The organism is Salimicrobium flavidum, assembly GCF_900156645.1.
GTDB classification, from domain to species: domain Bacteria; phylum Bacillota; class Bacilli; order Bacillales; family Halobacillaceae; genus Salimicrobium; species Salimicrobium flavidum.
In genome coordinates, this window is sequence record NZ_FTOC01000003.1 from 138,982 (window position 1) to 157,471 (window position 18,490).

At 48.6% G+C, this 18,490-nt stretch carries 17 protein-coding genes; 12 read left to right on the forward strand and 5 right to left on the reverse strand.

Features of this window, described 5'->3' with window-relative positions; translation table 11 throughout:
• Positions 1-97: 97 nt before the first annotated feature.
• Positions 98-1,429, reverse strand: a complete 1,332-nt coding sequence (locus BW944_RS05735; RefSeq protein WP_076557634.1) for a S41 family peptidase — start codon at positions 1,427-1,429, stop codon at positions 98-100.
• A gap of 74 nt (positions 1,430-1,503) precedes the next feature.
• On the opposite strand from BW944_RS05735, the gene BW944_RS05740 reads away from it, so the two are divergent.
• A complete protein-coding gene (locus BW944_RS05740; RefSeq protein ID WP_076557636.1) occupies positions 1,504-1,716 on the forward strand; it encodes a ribbon-helix-helix domain-containing protein in 213 nt (70 codons plus the stop codon).
• Positions 1,717-1,745: 29 nt separating this feature from the next.
• Here the strand turns inward: BW944_RS05740 and BW944_RS05745 are convergent, their stop codons facing one another.
• Together BW944_RS05745 and secA2 are read right to left on the reverse strand one after the other, a co-directional pair.
• On the reverse strand, positions 1,746-2,660 hold the full coding sequence (locus BW944_RS05745) for an accessory Sec system S-layer assembly protein (RefSeq protein WP_076557638.1): 915 nt from the start codon (positions 2,658-2,660) through the stop codon (positions 1,746-1,748).
• Positions 2,660-5,047: an accessory Sec system translocase SecA2 gene (gene secA2, locus BW944_RS05750; protein WP_076557640.1), complete on the reverse strand. Its 2,388-nt coding sequence runs from the start codon at positions 5,045-5,047 to the stop codon at positions 2,660-2,662. Before secA2 ends, BW944_RS05745 begins: the two co-directional genes overlap by 1 nt.
• A gap of 242 nt (positions 5,048-5,289) precedes the next feature.
• Here secA2 and BW944_RS05755 point away from each other — a divergent pair, with 242 nt between their 5' ends.
• The 3 genes from BW944_RS05755 (at position 5,290) to BW944_RS05765 (ending at position 9,873) form a co-directional block, all read left to right on the forward strand.
• Positions 5,290-6,486 carry an N-acetylmuramoyl-L-alanine amidase gene (locus BW944_RS05755; RefSeq protein WP_076557642.1) on the forward strand — a complete coding sequence of 399 codons (1,197 nt, stop codon included), beginning with the start codon at positions 5,290-5,292 and terminating at the stop codon, positions 6,484-6,486.
• Between the two features lie 299 nt (positions 6,487-6,785).
• Positions 6,786-7,841, forward strand: a complete 1,056-nt coding sequence (locus tag BW944_RS05760) for an MraY family glycosyltransferase (protein ID WP_076557644.1) — start codon at positions 6,786-6,788, stop codon at positions 7,839-7,841.
• Between the two features lie 571 nt (positions 7,842-8,412).
• Entirely contained in the window at positions 8,413-9,873 is a 1,461-nt protein-coding gene (locus tag BW944_RS05765) for a glucosaminidase domain-containing protein (protein ID WP_234983125.1), read from the forward strand.
• 79 nt (positions 9,874-9,952) lie between these two features.
• On the opposite strand, the gene BW944_RS05770 is transcribed toward BW944_RS05765, so the two are convergent.
• Both BW944_RS05770 and BW944_RS05775 read right to left on the reverse strand, forming a co-directional pair.
• Positions 9,953-11,014 carry an LCP family protein gene (locus BW944_RS05770; RefSeq protein WP_076557648.1) on the reverse strand — a complete coding sequence of 354 codons (1,062 nt, stop codon included), beginning with the start codon at positions 11,012-11,014 and terminating at the stop codon, positions 9,953-9,955.
• 7 nt (positions 11,015-11,021) lie between these two features.
• On the reverse strand, positions 11,022-11,675 hold the full coding sequence (locus BW944_RS05775) for a YigZ family protein (protein ID WP_076557650.1): 654 nt from the start codon (positions 11,673-11,675) through the stop codon (positions 11,022-11,024).
• A 153-nt stretch (positions 11,676-11,828) separates the two neighbouring features.
• Between BW944_RS05775 and BW944_RS05780 the strand changes: the two genes are divergently transcribed.
• The 8 genes from BW944_RS05780 to flgM all read left to right on the forward strand — a co-directional run bounded on the left by BW944_RS05780 (position 11,829) and on the right by flgM (position 18,483).
• On the forward strand, positions 11,829-12,974 hold the full coding sequence (locus BW944_RS05780) for a sensor histidine kinase (protein WP_076557652.1): 1,146 nt from the start codon (positions 11,829-11,831) through the stop codon (positions 12,972-12,974).
• A 76-nt stretch (positions 12,975-13,050) separates the two neighbouring features.
• Positions 13,051-13,728 carry a response regulator gene (locus BW944_RS05785; protein ID WP_076557654.1) on the forward strand — a complete coding sequence of 226 codons (678 nt, stop codon included), beginning with the start codon at positions 13,051-13,053 and terminating at the stop codon, positions 13,726-13,728.
• Between the two features lie 217 nt (positions 13,729-13,945).
• Positions 13,946-14,788, forward strand: a complete 843-nt coding sequence (locus BW944_RS05790; protein WP_076557656.1) for a DegV family protein — start codon at positions 13,946-13,948, stop codon at positions 14,786-14,788.
• Entirely contained in the window at positions 14,785-15,690 is a 906-nt protein-coding gene (locus BW944_RS05795; RefSeq protein WP_076557658.1) for a nuclease-related domain-containing protein, read from the forward strand. Before BW944_RS05790 ends, BW944_RS05795 begins: the two co-directional genes overlap by 4 nt.
• A gap of 349 nt (positions 15,691-16,039) precedes the next feature.
• On the forward strand, positions 16,040-17,041 hold the full coding sequence (locus tag BW944_RS05800) for a helicase-related protein (RefSeq protein ID WP_234983126.1): 1,002 nt from the start codon (positions 16,040-16,042) through the stop codon (positions 17,039-17,041).
• Positions 17,038-17,670 carry a ComF family protein gene (locus BW944_RS05805; protein WP_084193646.1) on the forward strand — a complete coding sequence of 211 codons (633 nt, stop codon included), beginning with the start codon at positions 17,038-17,040 and terminating at the stop codon, positions 17,668-17,670. The genes BW944_RS05800 and BW944_RS05805 overlap by 4 nt, the downstream gene beginning before the upstream one ends.
• 39 nt (positions 17,671-17,709) lie before the next feature.
• Positions 17,710-18,144: a TIGR03826 family flagellar region protein gene (locus tag BW944_RS05810; protein WP_076557664.1), complete on the forward strand. Its 435-nt coding sequence runs from the start codon at positions 17,710-17,712 to the stop codon at positions 18,142-18,144.
• Between the two features lie 81 nt (positions 18,145-18,225).
• The gene (gene flgM / locus BW944_RS05815) at positions 18,226-18,483 is read left to right on the forward strand and encodes a flagellar biosynthesis anti-sigma factor FlgM (RefSeq protein ID WP_076557666.1); all 258 of its coding nucleotides are present in this window, start codon (positions 18,226-18,228) and stop codon (positions 18,481-18,483) included.
• Positions 18,484-18,490: the final 7 nt, after the last annotated feature.

Below are 18,490 nucleotides of genomic sequence, written 5' to 3' on the forward strand. Positions count from 1 at the left end.
TATCGAGAATTTTTTTGAAAAAGAATAGGTTCCTTCGTCATAATAAATATATTTTTCAATAGTGCAGGGAGTGATGAGTCAGGTGCTCAGCCATACTTCATTTAACGGAAAACCGTTGGAGAATCCCGCCGGGGGCATCGGCTCCCTGAACAGTGGTCCATCCGGGTTCTATAGTGAGGACATATTCCGACCCGGAGACGAGGGTCTCAGGGTTGACCTTGAACGTTGTACTGTCGACTTTTTTGATAGTTGCATCCACTTCATAACCTCCCAGTTGCAGTATTTCTATGTGTTCTGCAATTGAAGAGAGATTTGTAGGTCTGTTCACTTCAACAGTGAATACTTTTTCTTCACGTACCTCATCGATCGGTTTGAAAGCTGGGAAAGAGGTCGTGGAACGAAGAGCATCAAAATGTGCTTCGAGTAAAGGAAGATACGTCTTCACATCGGGTGTGACACCTGAGCCCTGAATAGCATGGAAATCAGGAGTGAAGAAGCGATTCACGGACAGCAATACCGCTCCGGCACCCTCGATTTCAAAAGCTTGTTGCATAAGTCCCTTTCCGAAGGTCGTTTGACCGTAAATCGTGCCGAGATTATAATCTTTGTAAAAACCGGCAGCGATTTCAGAAGCGCTGGCACTTGAGCCATTCACGAGCATGGATGTGGTTGAAGGGAAAGATTCTTCCTGGGAAATAGCCTTCCACGTCCCCGTGACGCCCCTGTGTTCTACGAGCAGAGCATCCTTTGCAGAAGGGAAGAATCCGGCGAGCTGTCTGGCTGCCTGGACATAGCCTCCTGGATTGTTACGGAAATCAAGAATCCAGTGCTGGGCATCATTCTCTTTAAGTATCTCAGAGATCTCTTCTCCTAAACGACTGTTGAAGGAGGAAATGCTCATATAACCGATGTCTCCAGCCAGTTGCCGGGTACGTACGGAAGGGATGGAGAACTCTGCACGACGGACCTCGAATGTAAGCAGCTCGTCCCCACGCCGCACTGTAAGAGTAAGAGCGGTGCCTTCCTCACCTTGGAGAAGACCTCCGAGAGCCGTTTCACTCATTCCTTCAACGCTCGTCTCGTCCACTTTCCTGATTACATCACCGCCCTCAAGCCCCGCTTTTTCAGCAGGCGCCCCGGGGATGACGGATTGGATAATATTATGTTGGATCGTGATACCGATACCGGTGATTTCCTGGTCGATGGAATTATACAGCTGGTCAAGCTCTTCACGGGTGACGTACCTGGAGTAGGGGTCGAGCTCAGAGAAAATGGTTTCTGCGGGTTCTTTCAGCAGATCCTTACTTACGGTATCTACATAATGATCGCGTATGATGTCTTTAATCGCTTCATCCGGCGTAGCAGAAACAGAGATAGCGGAGATGAGCGTTAGACATGTGACAAGTAACGTAAATAGTATGTATTTCATAGACAGCTCCTTTTCTGTGGTTTCTTTACAATTATTTCGAAAACAGATATGATGCCAGAGGGGGGTTGAACGTAATGAAAAAACAGGTAAGCGTCCGCTTGGAAGAGGATTTATACCATATCATAGAAGAAAAAGCGAATGAGCTCGGGGTCAGCAAAAGTGCTTATTTATCTTTTGCGGCCAGTTTTTTTACACACCAGGTGAACCATGCCGAAAAGTCAGCCGGTCAGTATAGCATTAATATGTATGAGCTCATGAAGAACAATCTTGAAGAACAATACAAATAAGAGGTAGGGAGGTATGAACTCCCTACCTCTTATTTTTGTATAGGGTAGGCTTTGAACGTGCTTAGATCAACCTCGGATTTTTTTAGCATCGAAGACGGGAAAATGAAGGTCCAGGGTTTGCTTGTGTTTGCCTTCACTTCGAAGTTTTCAAGATTGAAGCCACCCTGTGCTACAATTTCTCCGGAAGCGTCTTCCACTTGAAGAGGAACCTGTTGTAATTCGATGTTCTTTTCACTGCCGTTTCGAATCAGCATCGTGATATGCAAATCTTCATTATCGGTCTGGTGAGCTTTGACACTCATGAAATTGACTTCTCCCGTTTTCGGAGACTTGAGTCGCCCTACGAATTTTTCCAATTTGGAGATGTCTTCTTCTGCCATGGACTTTTCCCAGCTTTCATCAAGGTCCAAGGAATGTTCGGTTTTTTTCTTTTTCAATTCAAAGGCCAGTCTCCATCCATCCTGAGGAATCTCCTCCACCGGGACGAGAAGGTCTTTCTTTTTGAAAATGAAAGGGTGGGGACGACTGGAGGTCGGAGGGAGTTCTCCGGCTTCAGACAGGTCGAATTCTTTCCGGGCAAGTTTTTGGCCATCTTCCTTCATAAGTACAATCGTCGTACTCTGAAAGGAAATGGGCTTCGGTAACGAATGGCGTACGAACGCCCCCACAGCTACATCTTTAGAAATCTTTTTCAGTTCATAGCCGGCCAGGGAAATCTGATTAGGTTTCAATGGGGGATTTTCATTGTTGATGAACCGATATACGTAAGTCTCCTCTTCGTCGAGCTTCCAGTCGGGGTGGAGAGAGAGCGGAGTTTCGACTTCTTCTCCGGAAGCGTCTTCGTCCACTTCTTCAAAAAGTTCCGAAGCATCTACTGCGGATTCATTACCTTTCTTATTTTCCTCTCCATCTTCCTGCTTATTTTTACGAAAAAAGTTGAGCATCACTGATTCTCCTTTTTCTTCTTAGCCGATTGTTTATTATATAATCCCTGCACCAGGTTGGATAAGTGCAGAAGCATACCTTTCTTCATCTCAAAGTATGTGTGCTGGAAGATATCGAGACCATCATTCTGATAAAGGCGTATCGGGTCTTCCTGTTGATACTGCCGGATGCCGACACCTTCCTTCAGACGGTTCATCATTTCCAGATGACGGATCCATAGCTGATCCATGACTGCCACTGCCCCTTGTTTCAAACGGGCTTGAAGGATCGGATTCTTCTTCAACTCATCCAACTGTTCTTTGTAGCCGTCGACTGCGCGCTGGGTAAATTCTTTTATATCCTCGATATCTTCGAAGTTTTTGTCTTTCATGTGAATTCGAACGCTAGGCATGATTCGATTCAGTTCGTTTTCAATATCGGAAAGCGGCCAGTCATCAGGTGCGATTGTATCAGGACAATGCTTTTCAATAAGCTGTTCGACGTAGGAATCGAGCATCGGTGCGATGTTGGAAACGGCGTCTTCCTCATGCAGAATGCGGTTGCGGAGTTCATAAACGACTTCCCGCTGGTCGTTGATGACGTCGTCGAGTTTAAGCGTGAACTCGCGGATGTTGTAATTGCTTCCTTCACTGATCTTCTGCACAGTGTCGATGAATTTATAAATATCTTTATTCATCACTTGGCCTTCTTCATCCGTTTTCAGGGATTTCTTCTTACGTTCCACTTCATCTTCTGCGTACCGGTGCATCATGTCGTCATCGATAGAAATGATGAACTGGGTGGAACCCGGGTCTCCCTGGCGGCCGGAACGTCCTTTCAGCTGGTTGTCGATCCGCCGCGCTTCGTGACGTTCAGTACCTAAGACGTGCAGGCCACCGACTTCCGCTACATCTTCCCCGAGCATGATATCTGTACCTCGCCCTGCCATGTTCGTCGCAATCGTAATCCTGTTCTTTTGACCTGCCATCGAAATGAGGCGGACTTCCTGTTCTACACTTTTAGCATTCAATAGTTCATAGGGGATTTCTTCCTCATCCAGGTATTCAGCGACCTTCTCTGATTGAAGGATAGAAGTAGTACCGATGAGGATCGGCTGCCCTTTGGCGTGACGCGCTTGTACTTCCTCGACCATTTTCCGGTATTTCTGTTCCGTCGTTTCAAAAACTAGGTCGGGGTGATCCACCCTTTGCATCGGTTTGTTGCGAGGGATAGGAATGACACCCATTCCATAAACGGTTTCGAACTCTTTCTCTTCCGTTTTTGCCGTCCCGGTCATTCCGGAAAGGATCGGATACATACGGAAATAGTTCTGAACGGTTACAGAGGCCTGCGTCTTATTCTCTTCTGTAATCTCAAGACCCTCTTTCGCTTCAATTGCCTGGTGCAGCCCATCCGAGAGTGTACGCCCTTCCATCATACGTCCGGTGAACATATCGATGAGCTTGATTTCCCCTTCATGAACAATGTAATCGACGTCACGTTCGAACATGACATGGGCTCGTACGGCCTGGATAGTGTAGTGGTAAAGCGTCTGGTGTTCCAAATCGAAAAGGTTGTCGATGCCGAACGCTCTTTCCACTTTGGTGATTCCGTCCTCACTAAGACTGACACCTTTCGTCTGACGGTCGAATGTATAATCGACTTCATTCTTGAAAGATTTAGCCAGACGGGCGCACACTTTATGAAGCTTTGCGCTTGCCATCGTTTTACCGGCGATGATTAGTGGCGTCTTCGCTTCGTCGATCAGCACACTATCCACTTCATCGACGATGGCAAAGTGATAGGGGCGCTGTACCTGCTGCTGTTTTTGTTGAGCCATGTTGTCACGCAGAAAATCGAACCCGAATTCGTTTCCGATACCGTATGTAATATCCGCCTGATAAGCATCCTGTTTCTGCTTTGGAGAAATCTGAGGAACGTTGAGCCCTGTCGTCAGTCCGAGAAATTCATATAGAGGTCCCATCGATTCGAAATCGCGTTCGGCCAAGTATTCATTGACCGTAATGACGTGCACCCCTTTCCCTTCAAGGGCACGTAAGTAACTCGGAAGAGTCGCGACAAGTGTTTTCCCTTCTCCGGTAGCCATTTCCGAAATATTCCCTTCTGTCATGACAAGCCCGCCGATCAGCTGCACATCAAAATGGCGAAGCCCAAGTACACGTCTGGCAGCCTCTCGCACTACAGCGAAGGCATCGATCTGTATGTCGAAGATACTGGAACCATTGTCGATGGCAGAACGGAATTCTTCGGTTTTTTGCTTCAATTCTTCATCTGAGAGTTTTTCCATCTCCGGTTCTTTATCGTTGATGGCTTCCACAAGTTTTCTGTACTTATTAAGTTGTCGTTCATGTTTGTCGAACAGATTCTTTTTAATGGTTTCTATCATAAGTAAACGCTCCCTGATTTAGTAAAGTCACTAATTCTCATTCTAGCATGAAGGGATAGAAGTGACTAGCAGTGTGTGGAAGTTTTCAATCAAGGTCTTGTAACACAATTGTAAAACTACGTATGCCTATTTGACTAAATTACAGGGTGCATGTGGAAAAAATGTAGAAAAGGAAGAGGGCTTCGTGGTATTCTTTAATAAGCGATTATAATGAACAAAATTAACTATTAGGAGGAACCTGGATGTCATCTAGAAAAAACGTCGTCACTCTGCTGGTCAGTTTCCTGGTTTTATTGATATTACCTTTGGCTACAAACGCTGAAGAAATCACTTTCATCAGTGTAGGAGAAAAAGTGGAAAATGTGGATGTACATAAAGAGTGGAGAATCGATTTCAATATGGATGTCGAAGAATCCAGTCTGAATAAATGGAATATCGAAGTGAAAGAAAAAGGGGTCGGGAGGATCGACGGAATCGATCCATACGTGGAAGATGGATCGACCGTAGTCGTCCCCGCCCCTGAAGATGGATATAAAAGTGGTGCTACATACACCATTTTTGTAGGTCAAACCATCGAATTCAAAAACGGCAAAGATATGAAAGACCGTTTCAAAAAAGTGTTTACCACAGAACGCGAAATTCTAAACCCTGAACCTGACAGAGGAGATGGAATTGTTTCTTTCGGTACGGTTACAGCTGATACGCTCAACGTAAGGAAAGGCCCGGATTCTTCGTACAGCCAGCTCGGCTCTTACGCAAGAGGGGACCGCGTTGAGATTTATGGATATGACGGTTTTTGGGCAAAAGTTGATTATAATGGACAAGAAGGCTGGATGCACAAGAACTTCATGAAACTTCGTTCTGTCAGCGGAGGCGTGCTTCAGGATCAGCTTATCGTTGTCGACCCGGGGCATGGCGCGCATGATGGCGGTGCCAACTACGGGCAAGGCGTGGAGAAAGAGATCAACCTGGATGTCTCGAAACGTGTGTACGACAAACTGGAAGCACGCGGAGCTAATCCGGTCATGACAAGAAGTACAGATACCTTCCTGCGTCTTTCCGAGCGTGTGGAATTCTCGGAAGAACGATTTGCGGATCTGTTTGTAAGTATCCATACAAACGCAGCTACCCGCTCAGCTAATGGAGCGGAAACGTTCTGTTACAAAGACGGAACTTCGACAGCGACAGAAAGCTGTCTCCTGGCAAAAGAAATCCAGAAACAGCTCGTGAAGATGGCGGACATGAGCGACCGTGGTGGCGGGAAACATGGTAACTTCCACGTCATCCGTGAGACGTTCCTTCCGGCTGTGCTCGTGGAACTCGGCTTCATCACGAACTCCGGCGACTATCCGAAGCTGATGTCGGACAGATATCGTGAATTGTTCGCAGAAGCGGTAACTCGCGGAATCGAAGAATATTATAAATTGGAAGTGAACTAAAGTTATAGCCCTGGGGGAGACATCCCCTGGGCTATTTGTTTGAAAAAGTTTATTTATCTATTTGAATATTTAAGGTTATTAAATAGATATTGAAATAAATACTGGCCTTTGCATCATTGAAGATGCTGTGTACATAGACCCAGTTTAGCGAGAAGAAATTAGGTAATGTAATACTAAAGATGTCTTTTCGGAACCGGGGATACTTGTGGTATAATTTCTAATGGTTTGTATTACATGAAAAGATAACGGTGAGTTTGTTTTATAAAACGAAGGTAACTATTAAATGGAGGAGGGTCTTGATGGAATATCAGGCCTTACTGTTCTGCTTCATCGCAGCTGTTTTCATCACACCTATGGTGAAGAAACTGGCTGTCTTCATAGGAGCGACAGATAAACCGGACCACAGAAAAGTTCATAAAATACTGATGCCGCGTCTCGGTGGCCTCGCAATTTTCATCAGCTTTATCCTCGGATATTTCCTGTTCATGCCGGCTACACCTATTTTCTGGCCTGTACTCATCGGTGCGTCACTCATCATTGTGACCGGTGTGTGGGACGATATGAGAGAGCTTTCACCGAAGTGGAAACTCGCCGGACAGATAGTTGCAGCTGGGATTGTTGTCTACGCAGGGGAAGGTATCGTCGTTTCTTTCATCAATGTCCCATTTACGGAGTCTACACTTGAATTCGGGGTATTCAGTGAAATCATAACGATGGTATGGATCATCGCTATAACGAACGCGATCAACCTGATCGATGGTCTGGACGGACTTGCCGCAGGTGTCTCGGCTATCGCGCTGCTCACTATTTCAGGGATGGCGATCACGATGGGGAACGTATTCGTCGTATTCGCCGGTCTGATGATGCTCGGGAGTACCGTAGGGTTCCTTATTTATAATTTTTATCCCGCAAAGATTTTCATGGGGGATACGGGAGCTCTGTTTCTCGGCTTCATGATCAGTGTGCTTTCCCTGCTCGGGTTCAAAAACGTAACTTTGTTCTCGTTCGTCATCCCGGTCATTATCCTCGGGGTTCCGATCTCTGACACCGTCTTTGCGATTATACGACGCCGATTGCAGAAAAAGCCGATGTCCGCGCCGGACAAATCACACTTGCACCATAATCTTCTGAATCTCGGTTACAGTCACCCGGAGACCGTGCTCGTCATCTACACGATCAGCGCCCTGTTCAGTCTCGCTGCGGTCATCTTTTCCCAGGCGACTTTATATGGTGCGTTCATCGTGCTCGCGGTGCTCGTGCTGTTACTGGAACTTCTGGTGGAATTCACCGGTCTGATCGGTAAGGAATACCGACCGATTCTGAATCTGTTCAAAGGACATAAATCGAAGCGTTGATAACTGCAAAAGGACTGCTTTTCTCTTTATAAGAGAAGGCAGTCCTTTTGTATTGTGGAAGGGGTGTTTGAGGTGTTCGGTAGGTTAAGCAGACTCCGAGTTCCTCATTTGGAGAAGTTATGAGGTGCTCAGTGTAGGGAGAATTGTCTGAGCACCTCATAACTTTGTGGATTGAGGTGCTCACGGCCGGAGCGGAGCGTTGAACCCTGCGCAAATGTCCAAAAGCTTTTCCCGGGGATGAAGTCATCCAGAAACTCCTGCTTACGCCAGGACGTCTCCCCGGAGTAATTCATTTTTCTTATGGCTCTGTCATCGTTTATTGTTGATTTTCGTCTCTACGGGTGGAAGCTTGCCGCGGGCATGACGTCAACTTCCGGAATCTCCCTATGGTCGATCCCGGGGATTTTCCGTTCATGCCAGTCCCGCAGGCGTCTCCACCCTTCGTCCTTAAAATCAACAACCGGCTTTAACAGAGCTTTTCTTATAAATAGTCCGTTTGAGGTGTAGGCACTTTTGCCGAAAACCATTATAATGGACACAGATTGATAAAAAAGGGGAGTTTCATGTGAAAATGAGATGGTTCGGTTTCTTTCTTTTTGCCGCTCTGTTTTTAGGCTTTGCCACCTGTGCCCAGGCAGAGACGAAAGAGTGGGGCGAAAAGATTAATGTAGCGCCGGATAAAACATGGAAAATCGAATTCAATACAGAACTCGAAAGATCTTCGGTTAATGATTTTGCAGTTATGGTAGAAGATGAAAACGAAATAGGTTATCCTGTAACTGTGACGTTGATGGATGATGATAAGACAGTCAAAGTTGAGCCAGAGACAGATTATCTTGTAGATACTAAATACACTTTACATATTGTAGAGGATCGCATCAAAGCGAAGCACGGCAAGAATACGATTCAGAACAAAGTGGAAATGCCTTTTTACGTGTCGAAGGAGTTTCAGCTCGTAACGCTGGATTCCCTTGAGGATTGGGATTTCGGCACTTCTTATGACAGTTTGAGTGAAGGAGTGGCCAACGCAGGAGAGGGCCAGGTGATCATTAAGAACGGAAATATTTTTTGGGCTCCTGAAGGCTCCCAGCTGGTAACGAACGCTTTCACGATTTTTTATACGGATGCTTCCCTCGGGACTTCCTCGACTTATGTGAACGGGCAGGTGGAACTGAACTATGTACGTTCTCGTAGTAATGCGATCGAAGCGGAACTGGCCGGGAAGAGAGTGTTCGTCAAACCTGAAGATGTGACGTTCATTCCGGAAGATTTCCAGAAGATCGAGTCGGATTCCAGACCAGGCGCATCATATTATAGAAATGTGAACGGCACGCTGCAACATACTATCTATCGCGCTTTAAGTAACAGCTATGTAACGTATAGCTACGGTAAAGCTCCTGACTCCCTCGGGGAAGGGGAAATCGTTACGAGCTGGGACGGTACTACCTTCAACGGCGAAGAAGCGACGTTTTTCAATAACCTCGACCTTCGCAGACAAGGGCACTACAACGGAGAGATGCTCGATGAATATATCGCGTCACAGCATCCCGACAGTCCGTTGATCGGTCATGGGGACGCCTTCGTGACAGTAGCCGAGGAACAGGGTGTGAACGCCCTTTACCTGATGGCCCACGCTATTCACGAGAGTGCCTGGGGCAAGAGTGCAATCGCCCGTGATAAGAACAACCTGTTCGGAATCGACGCAGTCGATGGAAACGCCTATGATGGAGCTATGGTATTTGAATCGTTTGAAGGTTCGATTCGCTACCTTGCAGAGAAAAAACTGACGACTGAGTATCTTGTGGAAAAAGGTGAGCACTTCAACGGCTACACGCTCGGAAACAAATCGACGGGGATGAACGTGAAGTATGCGTCCGATCCTTACTGGGGTCAGAAGATTGCAGGACATATGTACAGAGCCGATCAGTATCTCGGCGGTCACGATCAGAAGCTCTTGGAAGATGAAAATTATGAAGTGACGGAACGATTCGGAGAAGATGAGGAAAACTCTGAAGAAAAACCTGAAGAATAATCAACAATGTGCCCCGGGGGTCTCTAGCCCCGGGGGTTTTTTCGTCAAAAAAAGAACACTGCGACGGCAGTGTCCTATCTTACCAGGAAGTCCCGGAATTCGGTGGATCTTCCTCTTCTTCATCATCCTGGGCGAAATCATTTTCCTCATCGTCCCACGAGTTGTTATTATCTGAATCGAGTTCAGGCAGGCCGAGATGGGTGCGGAGCTCTTCCTGGGTATCTTCAAGACTGTCTTCCTCTGTCTTGTAATACCAGATGCCGTTATCGGCGAAGCCTCCTTCTCCTTCAAGTTGCATCGTGTCGAATTCGAAGCCATTTTCCTGTAGGAAATAGTCTTTGAACGTGATCATCTGATCGAAGGACATATTCGTCGTCATATCATCCCCGACCGCATCGATGATGTCATCGTAACTGCGGAAGGAGCTGAAGGACGAGACTTCATTGGCGATTGCCTTGATGAGGTCCATCTGACGCTGTCCACGTTCGAGGTCACTGTCCTGTTTACGGGTACGTGCCAGGGCCAGCGCTTCCTCCCCGTTCAGGAGTTGTCTTCCTTCTTCAAGCTGGATCGCTTCCGCCTGGTCTTTGGAGTTCTGCTCCTCCAGGTCGTAAGGGACGTCGTACTTGACGCCACCGACGGCATTGACTACTTCCACGAACGAATTGAAATTCAGACGCACGTAGTAATCGACCGGCACATCAAGCAATCCTTCGACCGTTTCCACGGTGGAATCAATACCGCCATAAGCGTGCGCGTGGGTGATTTTGTCTTTTCGTTCCACTTCCGGGATATAGGTGTAGGTGTCTCGTGGTATGCTCAATAGCTGTACAGATTTATCGTCGTTATTGAACGTGGCGAGTATGAGGGCGTCCGAGAGATTGTTCCGGTCGTCCTGGTTATCGGAACGTTTCTCACTGGCATCCACCCCTACGAAAAGGACGGATAAATGATCTTTGCCGGGAGTTACGGTTGTTTCCCGTTTGTCGGACTTTTCTCCCCGGTCGAGTTCTTCCTGGGCGTCGTTCGTCGAATCGCGTACTTTGTCCGTCAGGTAAGCACCATATCCTGCCGCCGCCCCGACAAACAAAAGCACGACGAATAGGATGGTCCAAATTATTCGTTTCATCCATTTATTCATGTTGTCGCTACTCCTTTTGTTTATCACTCGGGACATCGAGCTCCCTATAGGAAAGGTCCCCTTCCAGGAGTTCTGCCTGGCCGCTGGTGATATTAGTTATCCAGTCACGGAATTCTTCCTGGTCTTCATTTTCTGTATATAGTACTAATTCCACTTTTTCAAGGTAGTTAACCCTGTCGAGGATGAATTTGGACTGTCTTGCTCCATTTTCGACTTTTCCGAGTAGGGAATAATCGATGGTAACGTTCATCTGTTTCATCAGTCGACGCTCCACCATCCCTGTTTCATCGATCGCTTCGGAGACGGCTCCGGAGTAAGCGCGGATCAGTCCGCCCGCCCCGAGCTTCGTCCCGCCGAAATAACGGGTGACGACAGCGGCTGTATCTTTAAGACCGCGTTTTTTCAGAACATCAAGCATAGGTACGCCGGCGGTGCCGCTCGGTTCTCCGTCATCGTTCGCTTTCTGGATCAGGTCGTGTTCACCGATCAGATAAGCGGAGCAGTTATGCGTCGCATCTTTATGTTTCTTTTTGATCTCATTAATGAACGTATTCGCTTCTTCTTCTGTTTCACAGCGACGGATATAGCCGATGAAACGGGATTTTTGTATAACTAGTTCTTTTTCTCCTTCGGGTTTTACCGTATAATAAGAATTCAGCATAGTATTATTTGCCTCCCAAAACTCTATTATATACAGGAAGAGTCGTATCGGCAAATGAAGAAAAAGGTTTTTTTGAAGAAATGACTTTCCACCCCCATAGAATGACTTAGGCAAAACGAATGAAATATAAGGCAAGAATGGAGGACGGTTCCGATGGCGGACAATCCCATGGTCGAAAAGTCTCTTGATGCAATTATACAGGAAATGGTGGATCACGTATCGAACAGTAAAGATGAGGTATTCACGATCAGTGAGAAATCCCGCAAAGAATATGAGAACCTGAAAGAAGAACTCGAGGACCTGAAAATCCAGATCGACGCCTATATCGAACAGGGCGACGATCTGGATAAAAAGTCAAGAGTGGCGAGACAGAGGCTGTCTCAGATGAGTGAACAGTTCAATGAGTATTCGGAAACGGAAATACGTAATATGTATGAAGAGACACACCAACTGCAAATGAACCTCTCCATGGCCAGAGAAAAGGAAAAACAGCTGAGAGAACGTAGAGATGATATCGAACGCCGTCTCAGAGACATCGACGAAACGATCGATAAGGCGGAGAAGCTGGGCGGAAAGATATCGGTCGTTCTCAATTATTTGAATGAAGACTTCCGGGAAGTGAGCGAAGCGCTTCAGGATGCGAAGCAAAAGCAGGAGTTCGGCCTTCAGATCATCGAAGCCCAGGAAGAGGAGCGGCGTCGTCTGTCGAGGGAAATCCACGACGGCCCGGCACAGATGCTTGCGAATGTGTTACTCCGCTCCGACCTGGTGGAGAGGACGTTCAAGGAGCGTTCGGTCAAAGAAGGAATCACCGAGATGCGCAGCGTGAAGAAAATGGTGCGCTCCTCCCTGTACGAAGTACGCCGGATCATTTATGATCTCAGGCCGATGGCGCTTGATGACCTCGGAATCGTTCCCACATTACGTAAGTATCTGGCGACGGTTTCCGACTATCATGAACTTGATATCCGGTTCCAATCTTTCGGCAAAGAGCGGAGGCTCGAGTCACAGTATGAAGTCGCGATTTTCCGCCTCGTACAGGAGGCGGTGCAAAACGCTGTCAAACATGCGGAGGCCGATCGTATCGATGTGAAAGTCGAGCTTACGTGGCAGACGATCATGATCATCGTGAAAGACGATGGCAAAGGGTTTGATATGGAAGGGAAGCGGAAGGGTTCGTTCGGCTTGATCGGCATGCATGAACGTGTGGATATGCTGAGCGGGGACCTCGATATCGATTCCGGCATCGGTAAAGGCACGAGTGTTACGATCAAATTGCCGATATCGGAAGAAAAATAGCTTGTAAAGTTGTAAAATCGGGAATATAGTCTTATTAAAGGACTCATTTCATGACAAGAGCACAGGAGGAGAAACGATGACGACTAAAATTCTACTTATCGACGACCACAAATTATTTCGTGAAGGCGTACGGCGGATCCTCGAATTCGAAGACAGTTTTGAAGTCGTCGCAGAAGGTGATGACGGAGAAGTCGCTCTCGAGCTGATCGAGCAATACGGACCGGACGTTGTACTGATGGACATCAATATGCCCGGGAAAAACGGTGTGGAAGCGACAGCGGAAGTGACGGAACGCTTTCCGGATCTGAAAGTGATCATCCTCTCCATCCACGATGACGAGAACTACGTGACGCATGCATTGAAAACAGGGGCGCAAGGATATCTACTGAAAGAAATGGATTCGGAATCCCTGATCGAAGCGATCCGGGTCGTATCCCAGGGCGGTTCCTATCTTCATCCGCGCGTGACACACAACCTGGTGAAAGAATACCGCAGACTATCGGATGGGAACGACGGCTACGCGTACAAGGCTGTCGAGTATCGTAAGCCTTTACATCTGCTTACTCGCAGAGAGTGCGAAGTGTTGCAGCTTCTGGCTGATGGGAATTCGAACAAAGGGGTGGCAGAGTCCCTTTACATCAGCGAGAAGACCGTCAAGAACCACGTATCGAATATTTTGACGAAGATGAACGTGAACGACCGTACCCAGGCGGTTGTGACTGCTATCAAGAACGGCTGGGTCGAAGTGTTATAAGGAAAAAGAGAGTTCAGAACGGAAGGGTTTCCGTTCTGGCTTTTTTATCTGGAGCCCAGTTACATCTGCTGCTCCTTTTCCAACGCTTAAGTCTCATGTCCATGGATGGATACCCCCTGTCCGAAAGAGAATACGTCCGCTTCAGGAATTTTAGCTGAAATATACGAGCAAGTACGATAGAATGTAGAAAAGGCTTTCAACAAGGAAGGAAGATTCGATGACAACGGTGGTCCTCACAGACAGCACTGCTTATATCCCGGAACATGCGAGAAATGATTTGAATATACATATGGTGCCCCTGAACGTCATCTTCGGCGAGGAGACGTACAGGGAGGAAATAGATATCACGACGGAAGAATTTTATGAAAAAGTGAAGGAGACGGAGGAGTTGCCGAAGACGTCCCAGCCTTCTGTCGGAGCGGTGATGGAGAAGCTGGAGGAATTGAAGGAGAATTATGATGACGTCATAGCCATCACTCTCTCCAGTGGCATCAGCGGTACCTACCAGGCGATGCACTCCGCCGGGAATATGGTCGAAGGAATCCGGCTTCATCTGTTCGATTCGGAAATCAGCTGCCTGATGCAGGGGTTCTATGCTCTCGAAGCGTCCCGCTGCGCCCAGGGAGGGGAACCTCCGGAAGAGATCATGAAACGTCTCGGGGAGATGAAGCAGTCGATGAGCGCTTATTTCATCGTCGACGACCTCAGGCATCTTGCCCGTGGCGGACGGTTGAACGGCTCGCAGGCCTTCATCGGCAGCATGCTTCAGGTGAAACCGATCCTGCATTTCGTCGATACGAAAATCGTCCCTTTCGAAAAGATCCGCACTTATAAAAAGGCGCGTAAACGGACGCTCGAGCTCTTCGACGAAGCGGCAGCGGACGGCTCCAGGGTCCACGCCGCTGTCATCCACGCCAACCGGCCTGCAGAAGCCCGGGCATGGAAGCAGGAAATCGAGAAACGCTACGAAAATGTGACCGTCACCATCAGCCATTTCGGTCCGGTCATAGGCACGCATCTCGGCGAAGGAGCAATGGGACTCGGGTGGTACAAAGAGTGATCGTAAAACCACCCGAGCCTCCGTTTCTTGACGCATGGCGCGCCCTCCACGCCCGCGCTCATATGCCGCTCTCAGATGAAGTCGACCAGATGATTTCCCGTATGGTTTCCGGCTTCCAGGGAGAACAATCCCTCGCTTACCCCCTTTCCCTTCTACCCTCTGATTTCGACATCTACTACGGACTGCGGCTCCCCTCCATAGAATCCTTTTTCCAGATCGACTGTCTGATCGTGCATGAAAATTTCCTTGCGATTCTGGAAGTGAAAAATCACCGCGGCACCCTCCTTTTCGATACAGCACGTGCACAGCTCCTACGTGAGTGGGAAGGGAAGACGGAAACTTTCCCGGACCCGGTCCTCCAGGCACGGCGCCAGCGGATGCAGCTCCTGGAATTTCTCGGAGACCCCTCACTTCCGTGTGAAGCGCTCGTCATCGCCGCCAACCGGAAAGCCCGTATCGCAGGCGACCTTCCCCCGGACGTGCTTCGTCCTGATATGATTCCCTTTTATATCGACTCTCTTATGTACGACAGCCCCCTCATAGATAAAACCTTTTTAAGAAAAAAATTACTTCAGGCTCACTGCCCGGCAGAGACGGATGTACTGAAACGGATGGGCGTGAATGCGGCGGACGTGCTCCCCGGTGTGCGCTGCAAGGACTGCGGTCGTCTGTCGATGCAACGGGTCCGCACGGTCTGGCACTGTGTGTGCGGCGCCCGTGAAAAGCGGGCACATCTTTCTACTTTGGAAGACTACCGGCTGCTGTTCGGGGAACGGATCACCAATCGTCAGGCGCGCTGGTTTCTGCAGATGCAGGATTCCCGGGCTGTTCATCATATTTTGAAGAAAAATACTGTGCGATCGGAAGGACCCAATAAGAAGAAAGTATACTTTTTGAGATAAATCAGAAAAAATTGAGATAAATGCACGAGAAATTGAGATAAATGCACGAGAAATTGAGATAAACTGAATTTTTTTGAGATAACCACCAATAAATCTGAGATAAACCCAGAGGAGGACGTCCATGTTCAGCGGCCAATGGCTTACGAAAGAAGAAATCCCTTCCTATATAGATAAATCCCTATTGAAGCAGCACCCCGGTTTCCTGAAAAGACAATGCCAGCGGTGCGGCAATACGAAAAGGCATAAACTCGCAAAATTCCCGCACGCCTCATGCCAGAGGAAGAAATGCCTGTACTGTCGCAACTGTATCCAGATGGGGCGCGTCACATCATGCGCACCCCTCTACGAAATGCCATCGTCTCACCAGCTCCCGGCGACAGGAACTCTGCGCTGGACCGGCACGCTCACCCGCCATCAGCAACTCGCAGCAGACGAAATCAGCCGCACTGTCACTACGAGCGGCACCCTGTTGGTCCATGCCGTCTGCGGTGCAGGCAAAACGGAAATGATCTTCCCCGGCATCGAACAGGCCCTCGTCGAAGGGAAGCGTGTCTGCATCGCCACCCCGCGAGCGGATGTGGTGCGTGAACTCCGACCCCGGATCGAAGCAGCGTTCCCGGACGTACCGGTCGCAGCGCTATATGGAGGGCATGCGAAGCAGTCGACCTACACGCCTATCGTCCTCAGCACGACGCATCAGCTCTACCGCTACAAGCAGGCCTTCGACGTCCTGATCATCGACGAAGTGGACGCCTTCCCTTTTCATAAAGACGCATCATTGCAATGGGCGAGCGTACAGGCGGCTACAACTACAGCCGCCATCATCTACCTCACCGCCACCCCGCGAAAAAAACAGAAGCGTCTCCCGAAAGTATTCGTGCCTGTCCGCTATCACGGCCACCCCCTGCCTGTACCGACCTTCCATTTATTCCACAAAATAAAGACGAAACTCCCGCCGATTGAAAAGACCGATCGACAATTGCTTCTGTTCGCGCCGACGATCACCCGCGCTGAGGAAATCGCCGAAGAACTCCACATCCCGTACGTGCACTCCGATTCCCCGGAACGGGAAGAACTGATAGAAAAATTCCGCCGCCAGCACATCCCAACGCTCGTCACTACGACGATCCTCGAACGCGGCGTAACTTTTCCATCGGTGGACGTGTACGTCATCGATGCTGGACACGAGGTGTTCGACGAAGCGGCCCTCGTGCAGATCGCCGGACGCGCCGGGAGAAGTGCGGAGGACCCGACCGGGGACGTGCGTTTTTACATGGAGGGGAAGACCGATGCGATGGTGGAAGCGCGCGATGCGATTAAACGGATGAATAAACGGGGATACACTCCATGAAATGTATATATTGTTTCCAGCCCATCCACCCGAAGACCGACTGGAGTAACGTGCTCAGGCCCGCTATCGACAGCCGTCTATGCGAGGACTGTCACAATGGATTCGAAAAGATCGACCAGGGCTGTCCGCGCTGCTGCAACCCGCGCTACCAAAAGATATGCCCGGACTGTGACAGAGAGTCGCCATTACTTTCGAATACCTCTTTTCTTCATTATAATGAATTCGCTAAAGAGTGGATCACCCGCTGGAAGTATCGCGGCGATTACGAGCTCCTCACTTCGATGAGCGCCTTCCTTCCGACATTCGTCCGGGGAAAAGGGGTGCCGGTTCCGCTCAGCGAGGAACGCCTCGACGAACGCGGCTTCAACCAGGCGGAGGCGATTTCGCGTCTCTTAATGAAGAAAACCCATCTCTGTTTCGGCCGTACCCACTCCGAAAAACAGTCGAAGAAAACGAAGCGGGAGCGCCTCGACGCACCGAACCCTTTCTATGCGACGACAAAAGTCCAGGGACACATCCTGCTCATCGACGACATCTACACGACAGGCACGACGATGAAGCAGGCGGCAGCGGTGCTGAAAGAAAATGGCGCGACTTCCGTAAGAGGCTTAACGCTCTTTCATTCCTGACGATAATAAAGGAAAGAGATAAATCGAGGAGTGAGGAATATGGCAGAACCGGCAAATTGTCCGCGCTGTGGTAAACTGTTCATGAAGGGCCCGCAGACGGTATGCGATGGTTGCAGGAAGCAGGAAGAAGATGATTTTCAGACCGTGTACAAATTTTTGCGGTATAGAGAAAATCGCAGTGCTTCCGTGGAACAGATTTCAGAAGCGACGGAAGTGGAAGAAGACCAGATCCGTAAATTCGTGAAGGAAAGACGTTTGCATCCGGCCAACTTCCCGAGCCTTTCGTATGAGTGTGAACGTTGCGGTACGCACATCCAGGAAGGCCGAATGTGCGCTTCCTGCTCGGATGAAATGAGCCAGGGAATCCGGCAACACGAGCGTGATAAGGAACTAGGCAGCCGCGTGAAGGAACGGGAAAACCAGGCAATGAGAAAAAGCATGACGTATTACTCGGTCAACAAAGATAAGAAATAGTAACTATTTAACCTTCCCCCGCAAAGTTCGATATAATAGGGGGAACACAGTACGGAATGTTATAGAAAAGAGGTGACACGGATGAAAATCAATGGACCGAATCAGACGAATTGGAATCCGTATCAGAAACAAGTCCACCAACAGAAACAAGTCCAGCAGAATCCGAATCAGGATAAGCTTGAAATATCGAAAGAAGCCAAATCGATGCAGGAATCGGAAAAGGTATCCACTCCCCGCAGTGAACGTATCGATGAATTGAAAGCCCAGGTCGATAACGGGACGTACAAACCGGATCCTTCCGTCACCGCCAGGAAAATGGTCAATTTCTTCTCCGAGTGAGAAATAA

What these genes read in the sequence shown, in the direction of transcription:
- BW944_RS05735 (WP_076557634.1), bottom strand. Translation starts at nt 1,429, where the DNA reads ATGAAATACATACTATTTACGTTACTTGTCACATGTCTAACGCTCATC.
- BW944_RS05740 (WP_076557636.1), top strand. Translation starts at nt 1,504, where the DNA reads ATGAAAAAACAGGTAAGCGTCCGCTTGGAAGAGGATTTATACCATATC.
- BW944_RS05745 (WP_076557638.1), bottom strand. Translation starts at nt 2,660, where the DNA reads ATGCTCAACTTTTTTCGTAAAAATAAGCAGGAAGATGGAGAGGAAAAT.
- secA2 (WP_076557640.1), bottom strand. Translation starts at nt 5,047, where the DNA reads ATGATAGAAACCATTAAAAAGAATCTGTTCGACAAACATGAACGACAA.
- BW944_RS05755 (WP_076557642.1), top strand. Translation starts at nt 5,290, where the DNA reads ATGTCATCTAGAAAAAACGTCGTCACTCTGCTGGTCAGTTTCCTGGTT.
- BW944_RS05760 (WP_076557644.1), top strand. Translation starts at nt 6,786, where the DNA reads ATGGAATATCAGGCCTTACTGTTCTGCTTCATCGCAGCTGTTTTCATC.
- BW944_RS05765 (WP_234983125.1), top strand. Translation starts at nt 8,413, where the DNA reads ATGAGATGGTTCGGTTTCTTTCTTTTTGCCGCTCTGTTTTTAGGCTTT.
- BW944_RS05770 (WP_076557648.1), bottom strand. Translation starts at nt 11,014, where the DNA reads ATGAATAAATGGATGAAACGAATAATTTGGACCATCCTATTCGTCGTG.
- BW944_RS05775 (WP_076557650.1), bottom strand. Translation starts at nt 11,675, where the DNA reads ATGCTGAATTCTTATTATACGGTAAAACCCGAAGGAGAAAAAGAACTA.
- BW944_RS05780 (WP_076557652.1), top strand. Translation starts at nt 11,829, where the DNA reads ATGGCGGACAATCCCATGGTCGAAAAGTCTCTTGATGCAATTATACAG.
- BW944_RS05785 (WP_076557654.1), top strand. Translation starts at nt 13,051, where the DNA reads ATGACGACTAAAATTCTACTTATCGACGACCACAAATTATTTCGTGAA.
- BW944_RS05790 (WP_076557656.1), top strand. Translation starts at nt 13,946, where the DNA reads ATGACAACGGTGGTCCTCACAGACAGCACTGCTTATATCCCGGAACAT.
- BW944_RS05800 (WP_234983126.1), top strand. Translation starts at nt 16,040, where the DNA reads ATGCCATCGTCTCACCAGCTCCCGGCGACAGGAACTCTGCGCTGGACC.
- BW944_RS05805 (WP_084193646.1), top strand. Translation starts at nt 17,038, where the DNA reads ATGAAATGTATATATTGTTTCCAGCCCATCCACCCGAAGACCGACTGG.
- BW944_RS05810 (WP_076557664.1), top strand. Translation starts at nt 17,710, where the DNA reads ATGGCAGAACCGGCAAATTGTCCGCGCTGTGGTAAACTGTTCATGAAG.
- flgM (WP_076557666.1), top strand. Translation starts at nt 18,226, where the DNA reads ATGAAAATCAATGGACCGAATCAGACGAATTGGAATCCGTATCAGAAA.